Origin of the sequence: Actinacidiphila glaucinigra (genome assembly GCF_035918135.1) — a bacterium.
Classification (GTDB): Bacteria; Actinomycetota; Actinomycetes; order Streptomycetales; family Streptomycetaceae; genus Actinacidiphila; species Actinacidiphila glaucinigra.
Window position 1 is genome coordinate 4,413,019 of the sequence record NZ_CP109144.1, and the last position, 15,140, is coordinate 4,428,158.

At 71.5% G+C, this 15,140-nt stretch carries 17 protein-coding genes; 8 read left to right on the forward strand and 9 right to left on the reverse strand.

Going from position 1 to position 15,140, the window contains the following annotated elements; all coding sequences use genetic code 11:
• Positions 1-26: 26 nt before the first annotated feature.
• The 3 genes from OIE69_RS19625 (at position 27) to OIE69_RS19635 (ending at position 1,722) form a co-directional block, all read left to right on the forward strand.
• The gene (locus OIE69_RS19625) at positions 27-509 is read left to right on the forward strand and encodes a phage holin family protein (protein WP_326581279.1); all 483 of its coding nucleotides are present in this window, start codon (positions 27-29) and stop codon (positions 507-509) included.
• A 12-nt stretch (positions 510-521) separates the two neighbouring features.
• A complete protein-coding gene (locus tag OIE69_RS19630) occupies positions 522-1,445 on the forward strand; it encodes an alpha/beta fold hydrolase (RefSeq protein WP_326573262.1) in 924 nt (307 codons plus the stop codon).
• Positions 1,446-1,539: 94 nt separating this feature from the next.
• A complete protein-coding gene (locus OIE69_RS19635) occupies positions 1,540-1,722 on the forward strand; it encodes a hypothetical protein (protein ID WP_326573264.1) in 183 nt (60 codons plus the stop codon).
• 42 nt (positions 1,723-1,764) lie between these two features.
• Here OIE69_RS19635 and OIE69_RS19640 read toward each other — a convergent pair whose 3' ends face one another.
• The 3 genes from OIE69_RS19640 to nth are packed head-to-tail and all read right to left on the reverse strand — an operon-like array spanning position 1,765 to position 4,488.
• The gene (locus tag OIE69_RS19640) at positions 1,765-2,967 is read right to left on the reverse strand and encodes a MarP family serine protease (protein ID WP_326573266.1); all 1,203 of its coding nucleotides are present in this window, start codon (positions 2,965-2,967) and stop codon (positions 1,765-1,767) included.
• 22 nt (positions 2,968-2,989) lie between these two features.
• On the reverse strand, positions 2,990-3,670 hold the full coding sequence (locus OIE69_RS19645) for an NUDIX hydrolase (protein ID WP_326581281.1): 681 nt from the start codon (positions 3,668-3,670) through the stop codon (positions 2,990-2,992).
• Positions 3,667-4,488 (reverse strand): endonuclease III, encoded by an 822-nt coding sequence (gene nth, locus OIE69_RS44765; RefSeq protein WP_392567534.1) that lies wholly within the window; start codon positions 4,486-4,488, stop codon positions 3,667-3,669. The genes OIE69_RS19645 and nth overlap by 4 nt, the downstream gene beginning before the upstream one ends.
• 255 nt (positions 4,489-4,743) lie before the next feature.
• On the opposite strand from nth, the gene OIE69_RS19660 reads away from it, so the two are divergent.
• The gene (locus OIE69_RS19660) at positions 4,744-5,418 is read left to right on the forward strand and encodes a Crp/Fnr family transcriptional regulator (RefSeq protein WP_018562167.1); all 675 of its coding nucleotides are present in this window, start codon (positions 4,744-4,746) and stop codon (positions 5,416-5,418) included.
• A 71-nt stretch (positions 5,419-5,489) separates the two neighbouring features.
• On the opposite strand, the gene OIE69_RS19665 is transcribed toward OIE69_RS19660, so the two are convergent.
• From OIE69_RS19665 to OIE69_RS19680, 4 genes are all read right to left on the reverse strand, one after another.
• Positions 5,490-6,314 (reverse strand): MBL fold metallo-hydrolase, encoded by an 825-nt coding sequence (locus OIE69_RS19665; RefSeq protein ID WP_326573269.1) that lies wholly within the window; start codon positions 6,312-6,314, stop codon positions 5,490-5,492.
• Positions 6,311-7,183 carry an NUDIX hydrolase gene (locus OIE69_RS19670; RefSeq protein WP_326573271.1) on the reverse strand — a complete coding sequence of 291 codons (873 nt, stop codon included), beginning with the start codon at positions 7,181-7,183 and terminating at the stop codon, positions 6,311-6,313. Before OIE69_RS19670 ends, OIE69_RS19665 begins: the two co-directional genes overlap by 4 nt.
• Positions 7,184-7,301: 118 nt before the next feature.
• Complete coding sequence (locus OIE69_RS19675; RefSeq protein ID WP_326573273.1) at positions 7,302-7,766, reverse strand: RidA family protein; 465 nt, start codon at positions 7,764-7,766, stop codon at positions 7,302-7,304.
• On the reverse strand, positions 7,763-7,924 hold the full coding sequence (locus OIE69_RS19680) for a DUF4177 domain-containing protein (protein WP_089225284.1): 162 nt from the start codon (positions 7,922-7,924) through the stop codon (positions 7,763-7,765). Before OIE69_RS19680 ends, OIE69_RS19675 begins: the two co-directional genes overlap by 4 nt.
• A gap of 71 nt (positions 7,925-7,995) precedes the next feature.
• Between OIE69_RS19680 and OIE69_RS19685 the strand changes: the two genes are divergently transcribed.
• Both OIE69_RS19685 and OIE69_RS19690 read left to right on the forward strand, forming a co-directional pair.
• A complete protein-coding gene (locus OIE69_RS19685; RefSeq protein WP_326573278.1) occupies positions 7,996-8,976 on the forward strand; it encodes an ArsA-related P-loop ATPase in 981 nt (326 codons plus the stop codon).
• Complete coding sequence (locus tag OIE69_RS19690) at positions 8,973-10,439, forward strand: ArsA family ATPase (protein WP_326573280.1); 1,467 nt, start codon at positions 8,973-8,975, stop codon at positions 10,437-10,439. Before OIE69_RS19685 ends, OIE69_RS19690 begins: the two co-directional genes overlap by 4 nt.
• Here the strand turns inward: OIE69_RS19690 and OIE69_RS19695 are convergent.
• A complete protein-coding gene (locus OIE69_RS19695; protein ID WP_326573283.1) occupies positions 10,421-10,771 on the reverse strand; it encodes a WhiB family transcriptional regulator in 351 nt (116 codons plus the stop codon). The genes OIE69_RS19690 and OIE69_RS19695 overlap by 19 nt on opposite strands.
• Positions 10,772-11,168: 397 nt before the next feature.
• Between OIE69_RS19695 and OIE69_RS19700 the strand changes: the two genes are divergently transcribed.
• On the forward strand, positions 11,169-13,466 hold the full coding sequence (locus OIE69_RS19700; RefSeq protein WP_326573285.1) for a transglycosylase domain-containing protein: 2,298 nt from the start codon (positions 11,169-11,171) through the stop codon (positions 13,464-13,466).
• 122 nt (positions 13,467-13,588) lie between these two features.
• On the opposite strand, the gene OIE69_RS19705 is transcribed toward OIE69_RS19700, so the two are convergent.
• Complete coding sequence (locus OIE69_RS19705; RefSeq protein ID WP_326573287.1) at positions 13,589-14,050, reverse strand: GatB/YqeY domain-containing protein; 462 nt, start codon at positions 14,048-14,050, stop codon at positions 13,589-13,591.
• A gap of 76 nt (positions 14,051-14,126) precedes the next feature.
• Between OIE69_RS19705 and OIE69_RS19710 the strand changes: the two genes are divergently transcribed.
• Positions 14,127-15,059, forward strand: a complete 933-nt coding sequence (locus tag OIE69_RS19710) for a metallophosphoesterase (RefSeq protein WP_326573289.1) — start codon at positions 14,127-14,129, stop codon at positions 15,057-15,059.
• The last annotated feature ends 81 nt before the right edge of the window (positions 15,060-15,140 follow it).

Below are 15,140 nucleotides of genomic sequence, written 5' to 3' on the forward strand. Positions count from 1 at the left end.
GCACCATGACGACGACGGAGGACCCGATGAGCCGTGCGGACGAGCCCGTGAACGTGGGGGTGACCGTGAGCCCCAACGGAAGCCGCAGCCTCGGTCAGCTCTTCGCCTCGGCGACGGCGGACCTGTCCGAGCTGGTCCACGAGGAGATCGCCCTCGCCAAGGCGGAGCTGAGGCAGGACGTCAAGCGCGCCGGCATCGGCGGTGGCGCGGTGGGCGCGGCCGGCATCCTGGCGCTCTTCTCGCTGCCGGTGCTGAGCTTCGCGGCGGCGTACGGCATCCACAACCTGGGGCTCGGCCTCGCCTGGTCGTTCCTCATCGTCGGCGGGGCCTACCTGGTGCTGGCCGGTCTGCTCGGCCTGACGGCGCGCTCGAAGTTCAAGAAGATCAAGAAGCCGGAGCGCAGCATCGCCTCGGCGAAGGAGACCGCGGCAGTGCTGCAGGGGGTCAAGCCGCACCCGCGGAGCGCCCCCTCCGGCGGGACGGAGACCACGGTGGCGGTCAAGGTGTGACACGCTCAGGGCATGACGTTCGCTGGCAGTTCCCCGGTGGTACACATCGACGGGCCCTGGACCCACCGGGACGTCGCCGCGAACGGCGCCCGCTTCCACATCGCCGAGCTCGGTGACGGCCCCCTGGTGCTGCTGCTGCACGGCTTCCCGCAGTTCTGGTGGACCTGGCGGCACCAGCTGACCGCGCTGGCCGACGCGGGCTTCCGCGCCGTCGCGATGGACCTGCGCGGGGTGGGCGGCAGCGACCGCACACCCCGCGGCTACGACCCCGCCAATCTGGCGCTCGACGTCACCGGCGTGATCCGCTCGCTCGGCGAGCCGGACGCCGCGCTGGTCGGGCACGACCTCGGCGGTTACCTGGCCTGGACGGCGGCGGCGATGCGGCCCAAGCTCGTCCGGCGGCTCGCGGTGTGCTCGATGCCGCACCCGCGGCGCTGGCGCGCGGCGATGCTGACGGATCTGCGGCACAGCGCGGCCGGCGGCCAGGTGTGGGGGTTCCAGCGCCCGTTCGTCCCGGAGCGGCAGCTGGTCGCGGACGACGCGGCGCTGGTGGGACGGCTGCTGCGGGACTGGTCGGGGCCCCGGCTGCCGGAGGACGAGACGGTGGACGCCTACCGCAGGGCGATGCTCATCCCGTCGACGGCGCACTGCTCGATCGAGCCCTACCGCTGGATGGTGCGCTCGCTGGCCCGGGTGGACGGCTTCCAGTTCAACCGGCGCATGAAGCGTCCGGTGCGGGTGCCCACCCTGCACCTGCACGGTTCGCTCGACCCGGCGATGCGGGCCCGGCACGCCGCGGGCAGCGGGGAGTACGTGGAGGCGCCGTACCGCTGGCGGCTCTTCGACGGGCTGGGGCACTTCCCCCACGAGGAGGATCCGGCCGCGTTCTCGACCGAGCTGGTCAACTGGCTCAAGGACCCGGAGCCGGATCGTTAATCCCGTATGACGATCGGCCAAATGCCGGGCGCATAGGCCAACTGATGGACCGCCAGGCGGTTACCGACCATGGACCCCGGGCAGACAGCTCGGTATGGGCTGGACGCACGACTACCGTGACGTGTCACGCGACCGCCGCGCCAACGGAGCGCGGATCACCACCGGGACGCAGGCCCCGGACCATCGGTCCGGAGGCTCCCGACTCGGCATTCCTCACATCCTCAGGCGCCGCGCCCGCTGGGTGGGCGCCCGGCTGAGGCATACCCGCAGCGACTGACCGCGCGCGGCCCCTCACCGGCCGGGCGGCTCCCCGGACGGCCTACAGGGCACAGCTCTGGGTGTCGACCTGCCGGTTCGCCGTACGCCCGGCCCGGACGTCCTGCTGGACCTCGTCCGCCGTCAGGGCGTATCCGGTGTCCGCGTCGTCGAGGGACTTGGCGAACACCACGCCGTACACCTTCCCCTCGGGGGTGAGCAGCGGTCCGCCGGAGTTGCCCTGGCGGACCAGCGTGTACAGCGAGTAGACGTCGCGCTCGACCGTGCCCCGGTGGTAGATGTCCGGGCCCGAGGCGGGGATGCGGCCGCGCACGCGGGCGGCACGCACGTCGAAGCCGCCGTTCTCCGGGAAACCGGCGACGACGGCGTCGTCCCGTGACCGGGCGTCCGTGGTGCTGAAGGACAACGCGGGCGCTTCCAGGGACGGTACGTCGATGACCGCGATGTCGCGCTGCCAGTCGTAGAGCACGACCTTGCCGTCGTACACCCGGCCTTCGCCGCCGATCTGCACGGTCGGGTTGTCGACGCCGCCGACGACGTGGGCGTTGGTCATCACCCGGTGCGGCGCGAAGACGAAGCCGGTGCCCTCCAGCACCTTGCCGCAGCTCGGTGCCGTGCCGACGACCTTGACGATGCTGCGCCGCGCGCGGCCGACGACCGCGCTGTCGGCGAGCGCCGGGTCGGGGGCGGGAACGGCGGTGATGGGCTCGTTGCCGAACGGTGAGAAGACCTGGGGCAGTCCGTTCTGCGCGAGCACCGAACTGAAGTCGGCGAACCAGTTGTCGGCCTCGCGCGGCACGATCTGCGCCACCCCCAGCAGCACCCGGGAGGAGCGGACCTCACGGCCGAGGCTGGGCAGCGTGGTCGTGGTGGCGAGCGCGGAGCCGATGAGCCAGGCGACCAGCAGCATCGCCAGGACGTTCACCAGGGCGCCGCCCACCGCGTCGATCGCCCGCGCGGGTGACCAGCTGATGTGTGTGCGGACCTTGTTGCCGAGGTGCGTGGTGAAGGCCTGGCCCACCGACGCGCACACGATGATCAGGACCACCGCGGCGACGACCGCCACCGTGCCGGGCTGGGAGTTGTCGGTGACCGCGTTCCAGATCGCGGGCAGTACGTAGACCGCGACCAGACCACCGCCGAGGAACCCGACCACCGACATCACGCCGACGATGAATCCCTGACGGTAGCCCACGATCGCGAACCACACGGCGGCCAACAGGAGCACGATGTCCAGCACATTCACCGGGACACCGTCTCATGGAGGATCAACCCAGCGGGACCGTCTTTGCACGATCCCAGGGTCGTTCCCAGCCCGCGTGGTGCAGGATCCGGTCGATGAGCCCCGCGGTGAAGCCCCACACCAGGGCGCCCTGCACCAGGAACGCGGGCCCCTGGAAGCCGCTGGGATGGGTCACCATGGCGCGGTTGGCGGGATCGGTGAGATCCGCCACGGGGACGGTGAACACCCGTGCGGTCTCGGCCGGATCGACCGCTCCCACCGGGGACGGCGTACGCCACCAGCCGAGGACCGGCGTCACGACGAAATCGCTCACCGGGATGTAGAGCCGCGGGAGCACCCCGAAGACCTGCACCCCCGAGGGGTCGAGGCCGGTCTCCTCCCAGGCCTCTCTCAGCGCGGCCCGCAGCGGGCCCTCGCCCTCCGGGTCGCCGTCCTCGGGATCGAGGGCACCGCCCGGGAAGGAGGGCTGCCCCGCGTGCGAGCGCAGCGAGGCCGCCCGTTCCATCAGGAGCAGTTCGGGCCCCTCGGCGCCGGAGCCGAGGAGGATGAGGACGGCGGAGGGCCGGCCGCCGCTCGGCGGCGGCAGGAAGCGGCTGAGCTGCTCGGGCCGTACGGCGTCGACCGCGCGGACCACCGGGCCGAGCCAGGTCGGCAGCCCCTCGCGGTCGAGCGTGACGTCCTCGATATCGGGTCGTGCCTGCGTCACTCCACCTCCAGCGGCGGTGCCGCCTTGCCCGGGAACCCCGGCGGCGGCTTGAGCCGCTGCCCGGGGCCGCCGGCCATCTCGTACTTGAGCAGCTTCTTCGCCTTCTCGGGGTCCGTCTCGCCCTCGCCGTACGACGGGCACAGCGGTGCGATCGGGCAGACGCCGCAGGCGGGGCGGCGGGCGTGGCACATCCGACGGCCGTGGAAGATCAGCCGGTGCGAGACCATCGTCCACTCGCTCTTCGGGAAGATCGCCATGACGTCCTGCTCGATCTTCTCCGGCTCCTTCGCCGTGGTCCAGCCGAAGCGGTGGACCAGCCGCTGGAAGTGGGTGTCCACGGTGAGGCCGGGGACGCCGAAGGCGTTGCCGAGCACCACGTTGGCCGTCTTGCGGCCCACGCCCGGCAGCGTGACCAGATCCTCCAGCCGACCGGGCACCTCGCCGCCGAAGGTGTCGCGGAGCGCCGCCGACAGGCCGAGCAGCGCCCGCGCCTTGGCGCGGAAGAAGCCGGTGGGGCGGAGGATCCGCTCCAGCTCCTCCGGGTCGGCGGCCGCCAGCTCCTCGGGCGTCGGGTACTCGGCGAACAGCGCGGGGGTGGTCTGGTTGACCCTCAGGTCGGTCGTCTGGGCCGACAAGACCGTGGCGACGAGCAGCTGGAAGGGGTTCTCGAAGTCCAGCTCGGGGTGGGCGTACGGGTACAGCTCGGCGAGCTCGCGGTTGATCCGGCGGGCCCTGCGCACCATCGCGAGCCGCGACTCGGGCTTGCGGGACGCCCGCGCGCGGGCCGTGGAGGTCTTGCGGGGACCCTGTTCGCTCACAGCGGAATCCGCGGCGGCGGTCACCCTCCTGGCCCCGCCACCCTGCCGTTTCTTCTGCGCACTTGGCGTATCGGACACCCGGCCAGCCTAAGCCTCGCCACCGACAATCGCCCTGGAGAGCCGCGATCCGGCCCCCAAACGGACCCCCGGAACACAATCACACGAGCACATAAGACAGACTTGTGATTGATCGCACTGTTTTTGCTGTCGGGCATGATGGGGACCGACCCAGCGATGTCGACAAGGAGAGAGCTCGTGGACGACGTTCTGCGGCGCGCACCGCTATTCGCGGGGCTCGACGATGAGCAGGCCGCTGAACTGCGCGCCTCCATGACGGAGGCCACGCTCGCGCGTGGCGACTCGCTGTTCCACGAGGGGGAACCCGGGGACCGGCTGTACGTCGTCACCGAGGGCAAGGTGAAGCTGCACCGCACCTCCCCCGACGGGCGCGAGAACATGCTCGCCGTCGTGGGCCCCGGCGAGCTGATCGGTGAGCTGTCGCTCTTCGACCCCGGCCCGCGCACCGCCACCGCCACCGCGCTGACCGAGGTGAAGCTGCTCGGCCTCGGCCACGGCGACCTGCAGCCGTGGCTCAACGTCCGGCCCGAGGTCTCCACCGCCCTGCTGCGCGCCGTCGCCCGGCGCCTGCGGCGCACCAACGACGTCATGTCGGACCTCGTCTTCTCCGACGTCCCGGGCCGTGTCGCCAAGGCGCTGCTGGACCTGTCGCGCCGCTTCGGCGTGCAGTCCGAGGAGGGCATCCACGTCGTCCACGACCTCACGCAGGAGGAACTCGCCCAGCTGGTGGGCGCCTCCCGCGAGACGGTCAACAAGGCCCTCGCCGACTTCGCGGGCCGCGGCTGGCTGCGCCTGGAGGCGCGGGCGGTCATCCTGCTGGACGTCGAGCGGCTGGCCAAGCGCTCGCGCTGACGCCCGTACGCGTACGAAGGGGCGCCCACCCCGAGGTGGGCGCCCCTTCGCCGTGCACGGTGCGCGCGCCGTCAGATCAGCCCGTGCTCCAACAGGTAGTCCAGCTGGGCCCGCACCGACAGCTCGGCGGCAGGCCACAGGGCGCGGTCGACGTCCGCGTACACATGGGCGACGACCTCGGAGGGCGTCGCGAGGCCCCGCTCCACGGCCGTCTCGACCTGGGCGAGGCGGTGGGCGCGGTGCGCGAGGTAGAACTCGACCGCGCCCCGCGCGTCGGCGAGGACCGGGCCGTGGCCCGGCAGGACGGTGGCCACGCCGTCGTGCATCGTGAGGGCCTGCAGCCGGCGCAGGGAGTCCAGGTAGTCGCCCAGCCGCCCGTCGGGGTGGGCGACGACCGTGGTGCCGCGGCCGAGGACGGTGTCGCCGGTGAGCACGGCCCGGTCGGCGGGCAGGTGGAACGACAGCGAGTCCGCGGTGTGCCCTGGGGTGGGCACGACGCGCAGCTCCAGGCCGCCCGTGGTGACGACGTCACCCACGGCCAGGCCCTCGTCGCCCAGCCGCAGCGCCGGGTCCAGTGCGCGCACCGGCGTACCGGTCAGCTCGGCGAAGCGGCCCGCGCCCTCGGCGTGGTCGGGGTGGCCGTGGGTGAGCAGGGTGAGGGCGATCCTCTTGCCGAGGGAGTGCGCCGTGGAGACCACGGTGCTCAGGTGGCCCTCATCGAGCGGCCCGGGGTCGATGACGACGGCGAACTCGGAGTCCGGCTCGGAGACGATCCAGGTGTTCGTGCCGTCCAGCGTCATCGGCGAGGGGTTCGGCGCGAGCACGCACACCGCGCGGGCGGTCGCCCGCCCGCCGACCTCCGCGCGGGGATTGCCGGGCTGCGGGGCCGAGGTCATTCGGCGGCTCCCATCCGCTTGGTGAACTCGTCGTGGCCCGGCCAGGTCAGCACGATCTCGTCGCCCACGAGGCCGGCCCTCGCCAGCACCGGGGTGAGGTCGCGCCCCTCCGCGGCGCCCTCGAGGGCCGCGCCGGCCGAGTCGTACGGCAGCAGCTCCCGCAGCGTCGCGATCGTCGGCGGCAGCATGGTCATCTCGCCGCGGTCGTAGCCGGCCACGGCCTCGGCGGGACGCAGCCACACCGTGCGGTCCGCCTCGCCCGACACGTCGCGGGTCCGCTGGCCGGGCGGAAGCACGGTCACGAAGAACCAGGTGTCGTAGCGGCGCTCCTCGAACTCCGGGGTGATCCAGCGGGCCCACGGGCCGAGCAGGTCGGAGCGGAGCACCAGGGAGCGGCGGGCGAGGAAGTCGGCGAAGGACAGCTCCCGCGAGACCAGGGCGCGCCGGTCGGCCTCCCAGTCCTCGCCGGTGGTGTCCGCGACGACGGACTCTTCGTCGGGCCCGGCCAGCAGGACGCCGGACTCCTCGAAGGTCTCGCGCACGGCAGCGCACACGATCGCCTGCGCGGAGGCGGGGTCCAGGCCCTCGCCCAGCCGGGCCGCCCAGTTCCGCGGTGCGGGTCCCGCCCAGGCCACCGGCCGCTCGTCGCGCGGGTCCACCCCGCCGCCGGGATAGGCGTACGCGCCCGCGGCGAAGGCCATGGAGGCCCGGCGCCGCAGCATGTGCACCGCGGGGCCGCCGTCGGCGTCCCGCAGCAGCAGGACGGTCGCCGCACGGCGCGGTACGACGGGCTCCAGGGTGCCCGCCGTGAGGGCGCGGATGCGCTCGGGCCAGCTCGCCGGGAACCACTGGCCGTTCGTGGTGGTCATGGGGCGGATGCTATGCGCTTCCGCGGGGATGTTCGATAGGGCCCGGGCCGGGCGGGCCCGGACACCCCTCCGATGGCCCGGAGGGGCCACCGGAGGGCCACCGGAGGGGTACGGGACGTCAGTCCTCGACCTCGACCTGGATCTCGACCTCGACCGGCGCGTCGAGCGGCAGGACGGCCACACCGACGGCGCTGCGGGCGTGCACGCCCTTCTCGCCGAGGACCTCGCCGAGCAGTTCGCTCGCGCCGTTGACGACGGCCGGCTGCCCGGTGAAGTCGGGGGCGGAGGCGACGAAGCCGACGACCTTCACGACGCGCTTGACGCGGTCGAGGTCACCCACGACGGAGCGGACCGCGGCCAGGGCGTTGAGCGCGCAGGTGCGGGCGAGCTGCTTGGCCTCGTCCGCGGTGACCTCCGCGCCGACCTTGCCGGTGCAGGTCAGCTTGCCGTCGACGAGCGGCAGCTGACCCGCCGTGTAGACGTACGCGCCGGACCGGACGGCCGGGACGTACGCGGCGAGCGGCGCGGCCACGGCGGGGAGCTCCAGCCCCAGTTCCGCGAGCCGCTGCTCGACGCCGCTCACGCGTTCTTCTCCCGCTTGAAGTACGCCACCAGCTGCTCGGGGTTGTTCGGGCCCGGCACGACCTGGACGAGCTCCCAGCCGTCCTCGCCCCAGGTGTCCAGGATCTGCTTCGTCGCATGCACCAGCAGCGGCACGGTCGCGTATTCCCACTTCTTCATGAGGGGACTGTAATGCCTGGCACAGCCCCGCCCCTGCGTAGCCCCGCCCTCGACTGGTTAGGCTCGCAGGTGTGAGGCTCCACATCGTGACGGGCAAGGGCGGCACGGGCAAGACGACCGTCGCCGCGGCGCTGGCACTCGCCCTCGCCGCCGAGGGACGGCGGACGCTGCTGGCGGAGGTGGAGGGACGCCAGGGCATCGCCCAGCTCTTCGAGACCGAGGCCCTCCCCTACGAGGAGCGCAAGATCGCGGTGGCGCCGGGCGGGGGCGAGGTCCACGCGCTGGCCATCGACGCCGAACAGGCGCTGCTCGACTACCTCGACATGTTCTACAAGCTCGGCCGGGCCGGCCGGGCCCTGAAGAAGCTGGGCGCGATCGACTTCGCCACCACCGTCGCACCGGGACTACGCGACGTCCTGCTGACCGGCAAGGTCTGCGAGGCCGTGCGCCGCAAGGACCGGGCCGGCTGGCGGTCGTACGACGCGGTGGTGCTGGACGCGCCGCCGACCGGGCGGATCACCCGCTTCCTCAACGTCAACGACGAGGTCGCCGGGCTGGCCCGGTTCGGCCCGATACACAATCAGGCGCAGGCCGTGATGCGGGTGATGAAGTCCCCGGAGACGGCGGTGCACCTGGTCACCCTCCTGGAGGAGATGCCGGTCCAGGAGACCATGGACGGCGTGGAGGAACTGCGCGCGGCGGGGCTGCCGACCGGGGCCGTGATCATCAACATGGTGCGCCCGGTGGTGATGGACGGCGCGGCCGTGGCCTCGGCGCGCGACGGGCAGCGCACGGCGATCGCCAAGGCGCTCTCCCAGGCGGGGCTGGGCGGCGCGCGGCGCGGCGGCCTCGCGGAGCGGCTCGTCGACCCGCTGCTGGCCCAGGCGCACGAGCACGCGGAGCGCGTGGCCCTGGAACGCGCCCAGCGCGAGGAGCTGGCCTCACTGGGGCTGCCGGCGTACGAGCTGGAACTGATGGGCGACGGGGTCGATCTCGGCGGGTTGTACAGATTGGCTGAAAATATGCGGAAGCAGGGGCTGGGGGTCGCATGAGCCTGGAGAGTCCGGTATTGGACATCGACCCGCTGATCGACGATCCGAGGACCCGGATCGTCGTCTGCTGCGGCTCGGGAGGGGTCGGCAAGACCACCACGGCCGCGGCCCTGGGCGTCCGCGCCGCCGAGCGCGGGCGCAAGGCCGTCGTGCTGACCATCGACCCGGCGCGCCGGCTGGCGCAGTCCATGGGGCTGACGGAACTCGACAACACCCCCCGCAAGGTCGCCGGGATCGACGAGTCCGCGGGCGGTGAGCTGCACGCGATGATGCTCGACATGAAGCGGACCTTCGACGAGGTCGTGCTGCAGCACACGGACCAGGAGCGGGCCCGGGCGATCCTGGACAACCCCTTCTACCAGTCGCTCTCCGCCGGCTTCGCCGGCACGCAGGAGTACATGGCCATGGAGAAGCTGGGCCAGCTGCGCGCGCTCGACGAGTGGGACCTGATCATCGTCGACACCCCGCCGAGCCGGTCGGCGCTGGACTTCCTGGACGCCCCGAAGCGGCTGGGGTCCTTCCTGGACGGGCGCTTCATCCGGCTGCTGATGGCTCCCGCGAAGGTCGGCGGGCGGGCCGGCGTGAAGTTCCTCAACGTCGGGATGTCGATGATGACCGGCACGCTCAGCAAGGTCATGGGCGCGCATCTGCTGCGCGACGTACAGACCTTCGTGGCGGCGATGGATTCGATGTTCGGCGGCTTCCGCTCCCGCGCGGACGCCACGTACAAGCTGCTCCAGGCGAACGGCACGGCGTTCCTGGTGGTTGCCGCGCCGGAGCGGGACGCGCTGCGGGAGGCCTCGTACTTCGTGGAGCGGCTCGCGGCGGAGGACATGCCGCTCGCCGGGCTGGTGCTCAACCGCGTGCACGGCAGCGGGGCGGCACAGCTCACGGCGGAACGGGCGCTGGCGGCGGCGGAGGCCCTGGACGACCTGAGCGACCCTGAGGACCCGAACGACCCGGATACCGCTGACGCCGCTGACACCGCCGACGCCGACCCCGTGGCCGGGAATCCGGCAACTCCCCGGCTGACCGGGGAGTTTGACGAATCTGCAGAAAATCTTCAAAGCGTCGGCATTGTGGATCAGCCCGGCGGGAAAGCTGGACTCCGTACGGCCGACGGCGGCGAAGGGACCCCCAGTACGGACAGTGCGGACACGAGCTCTCCCGAATCGCCCACCGGCTCCCCGGCCGTTCCCGCGCCCGCGCAGGACCCCGACGCGGGCCGGTCCACGAACCCGGACCCGCTGGACGCCGACCGCCTCGCCGCCGGCATGCTGCGCCTGCACGCCGAACGGATGCACCTGGTCGCGCGCGAACGGCGCACCCGTGAACGCTTCGTCTCCGTGCACCCGGACGTGCCCATGGTGGACGTCGCGGCCCTGCCCGGTGACGTGCACGACCTCGAGGGCCTGCGCGCGATCGGCGAACGTCTCGCGCAGGGTCAGCCGACGGCGGCGTAGTCGTCGTAGCCCTCGTCGTAGCCCTCGTCGTCGAGCGGGAGCACGCCTGTGCTGCGCTCGTACTCCGTGCGCGCCGTCTCCAGCAGCCTGCGCCACGAGGTGACCGTGGGACGCCGGCGCAGCAGCGCCCTGCGTTCCCGCTCGGTCATCCCGCCCCAGACGCCGAACTCCACCCGGTTGTCCAGGGCGTCGGCCAGGCACTCGGTGCGTACCGGGCAGCCGGTGCACACCGCCTTGGCCCTGTTCTGGGCCGCTCCCTGGACGAAAAGTTCATCCGGATCCGTCGTGCGGCACGCGGCCTGCGTACTCCAGTCCGTAACCCAGCTGCTCATGCTGGCGCCGTCCTCTCCCGAATCGAGGCTCCCCCACGGCGGCAAGCGGCATATTCACCGTTGCCAGTTGAGGACGTTACGGAAGGTGGGCACGGCGCAACAGCCCTTTCAGGCCCAATCTTGAATGGCCCGAACGGACTATGGGTACGCGGCAGATCACCCGACGGAGTGAGCCGCCGGCAGAATGGGTGAATTGCCGCAAAACGGGCAGCTCGCCACTTCTGGGGCCTGAGATCCAGGTCATATGGCTGGCATATGACAGGAATTCGGGCAGTTCTCATCACCCACAAGAGTGACGAGGGAGGACAGACGTGTGCGCAGTGTTCGCGCCTGTCTGTTACAGAGTAGGCGAACAAGCATGCCCACGTCTTAAGAATGGCAACGTAAGCTGCACCCCATGGGTCACAAGCGATCGCGCCCCACCAGCAGCGGCGGCACCAGCTCAGCCCAGCAGGCAGCCAAGTTCCTGGGCATCAGCGTCCTGGCAGGCGTCGTGCTGGCCGGTATCGCCCTCCCCGCGGCGGGGGCGCTCGGACTGAGTGCCAAGGGCACCGCGGCCGGCTTCGACTCCCTGCCGGGCGAGCTCAAGCGACCGCCGCTGTCCCAGAGCACCCAGATCCTGGACACCAAGGGCGACCTGATCGCGACCGTCTACTCACGCGACCGCAGGGTCGTGGGGCTCGACAAGATCAGCAAGCCGATGCAGCAGGCCATCGTCGCCATCGAGGACGCCCGCTTCTACGAGCACGGCGCCATCGACGTCAAGGGCATCCTGCGCGCGCTCAACAAGAACGCCCAGGAGGGCGGTGTCTCCGAGGGCGCGTCCACCCTGACGCAGCAGTACGTGAAGAACGTCTTCGTCGAGGAGGCCGGCGACGACCCCACCAAGGTCCAGCAGGCCACGCAGCAGACCCTCGGTCGCAAGATCAAGGAGATGAAGTACGCCATCCAGCTCGAGCAGGAGCTGGGGAAGCAGAAGATCCTCGAGAACTACCTCAACATCACGTTCTTCGGAGAGCAGGCCTACGGGGTCGAGTCCGCCTCCCGGCGCTACTTCAGCAAGTCCGCCAAGAACCTGTCGCTCACCGAGGCCGCGCTGCTGGCCGGCCTCGTCCAGTCGCCGAGTCGCTACGACCCCGTGAACGACCCGGAAGAGGCCAAGAAGCGCCGCGACGTGGTGCTGCAGCGCATGGCCGACGTGAAGGACATCACGCAGGCCGAGGCCGACGAGGGCAAGAAGAAGCCGCTCGGTCTCAAGATCACCCAGCCCAAGAACGGCTGCATCACCGCCGTGAACGGCGCCGGCTTCTTCTGCGACTACGTGCGCCAGGTCTTCCTCAGCGACAAGACCTTCGGCAAGACCAAGGGCGAGCGCTCCAAGCGCTGGGACCAGGGCGGCCTCACCATCCGCACCACCCTCGACCCGAAGGCGCAGCGGGCCGTCCAGGACTCGATCAGCCGGCACGTGTACAAGAGCGACGACGTCGCCACCGCCGTGACCCTGGTCCAGCCCGGCACGGGCAAGATCGTCGGGATGGGCCAGTCCCGCCCGTACGGCTTCAAGAAGAACCAGACGCAGATCAACCTCTCGGTCAACCAGTCCATGGGTGGCGGCGTCGGCTACCAGCCCGGTTCGACCTTCAAGCCGATCACCGCGGCGGCGGCCATCGAGCAGGGCACCGACCCGGCGACCTCCTACCCCTCGCCGTACAAGATGACCTACCCGAGCCCCGTCACCACCTGCGGCGGCAACTGGGTCAACACCGAGGGCAGCACGGTCGAGAACGAGAACGAGTCCGAGAAGGGCCCGTACTCCCTGAGGGAGGCGACCGCAAAGTCGGTCAACACCTTCTACGTCCAGCTGATCAGCGACATCGGCGTCTGCCCTGTGGTCAAGATGGCCAAGTCCATGGGGATAGACCGCGCGAACGGCAAGGCCCTCACCCAGGTGCCCTCGCTGACCCTGGGCAGCCAGGAAGTGTCCCCGCTGACCATGGCGAACGCCTACGCGACCTTCGCCAACAAGGGCGTCTACTGCAGCCCCGTCGCCATCGAGTCGATCACCGACGCCAACGGCAAGAAGCTGAAGGTCCCGCAGAGCAAGTGCAAGCGGGCCATGACGGAGCAGACCGCGGCCACCCTGAACACGCTACTCAAGGGCGTGGTCGAGGACGGCACCGGCCAGGAGGCGGGCCTGTCCGACCGTGACAGCGCGGGCAAGACCGGTACGACCGACGAGCGCTACGCCGCCTGGTTCGTGGGTTACACCTCCGACATGGCCGGCGCGGTCTGGGTCGGCGACCCGGCCCACAAGCGTCACATGACCGACATCACCATCGGTGGCGTCTACCACGCCAAGGTCTTCGGCGCCGACACCCCGGGCCCGATCTGGCGGGACGCCATGTCCGGCGCCCTGACCGGTACGAGTTCCGGGAACCTCCCGACGGTGGCCATCCGCGAGCCCGAGAAGCCGCGCGACGATGACGACCACGGCCCCGGTGACGACGGCCCCGGCAACGGCGGCAACGGCAACGGCGGCGGCAACGGGGGCGACGAAGGCCTCTTCGGCGGCATCTTCGGTGGCGGCGACGGAGGCGACGGCTTCACCACCGGCGGCGGCAACGGCCGCGGCGGCGCGACCAACACCGGCCCCGGGACCGGCACCCCCGAGACGGGCGGCACCGGGCCGGGCTGATCCCCCCGTACGTGACATGACGCCGAAGGGGCGCCGGGACCGATCGGTCCCGGCGCCCCTTCCGTTGTCGGCTGCCCTCGGGCGCCGCGGGCTGTCGTGGGCGCCGGTCCGGCGCCGGGCCGTCAGCCGCCCGCGAGCTGCCTGCGCACCTCGGCGGCGACCCGGCCGCCCTCGGCCAGGCCCGCGACCTTCGGGTTCACGATCTTCATGACCGCGCCCATCGCCTTGGGCCCCTCGGCCCCCGACTCCGTGATCGCCGCGGCGACGATCCCGGCCAGCTCGGCGTCGTCCAGCTGCTTCGGCAGGTAGGCGCCCAGCACCTCGCCCTCCGCCAGCTCACGCTCCGCGGACTCCTTGCGGCCGCCCTGCTCGAAGGCGTCGGCGGCCTCCCGGCGCTTCTTCGCCTCGCGGGCGATCACCGTCAGCACCTCGTCGTCGGAGAGCTCGCGCGCCTCCTTGCCCGCGACCTCCTCCTTGGTGATCGCGGTGAGGGTGAGACGGAGGGTGGACGAGATCAGCTCGTCCCGTCCTTTGATGGCAGCCGTGAGATCGTCGTGCAGACGCTGCTTGAGCGTGGTGGTCATGGCATCGAGTCTGCCAGGTCGCCGCCGGGAGGGCCGGAAATTTATCCCTGACGAGCCGTCTGCCACCATGGAGGGCATGCGCGCGCGATACGGAGTACCCCTGGGCATCACAGCTGCCGGTGCGGCCTGCGTGGCCTACGCCGCCGGAATCGAGGCACGGTCCTTCCGCCTGCGCAGGGTGCGGGTGCCCGTGCTGCCGGCGGGAATGCGGCCGATCCGCGTCCTGCAGCTCTCCGACATCCACATGGTGAGCGGCCAGAACAAGAAGCGCCGCTGGCTGCAGTCGCTGGCCGGGCTGCGTCCGGACTTCGTGGTGAACACCGGCGACAACCTCTCCGACCCCCACGGCGTCCCCGAGCTGCTGGACGCCCTCGGCCCGCTGTTCGACCTCCCCGGGGCGTACGTCTTCGGCTCCAACGACTACTACGCCCCCAAGCTGCGCAACCCCGCCCGCTACCTCCTCGAGCGCGTCCGGGGCGAGCACGGCCTCAACGGCAAGAACGACCCCGCCATCGGCGTCGCCCGCAATCCCTGGGAGGAGGTCCGCGACGCCTTCGACGTGGCCGGGTGGGTCGGGGTCAACAACACCCGCGGCCGCCTCAAGCTCGACGACGGCATCGAGATCGCCTTCACGGGCCTCGACGACCCCCACATCCGCCGCGACCGCTACGCCGCCGTCGCCGGCGGCCCCGACTCGGACGCCGACCTCTCCCTCGCCGTCGTCCACGCCCCGTACCTGCGCGTGCTCGACGCCTTCGCCGCCGACCGCTACCCGCTGATCCTCGCCGGTCACACCCACGGCGGACAGCTCTGCATCCCCTTCTACGGCGCCCTGGTCACCAACTGCGACATCGACACCGACCGGGTCAAGGGCCTGTCCACCCACGAGGCCGCCGGCCACCGCTCCTACCTGCACGTCTCCGCGGGCTGCGGGACCAACCGCTACACCCCGGTCCGCTTCGCCTGCCCGCCCGAGGCCACCCTGCTCACCCTGACGCCGGGCGCCTGAGCCGCCCGCGAAAACCGGATTTCGTCTCCAGCGGGAGGTCCGCTAGAGTAATCCTCGTCGCGCCGGGCCGGAGGCCACGGT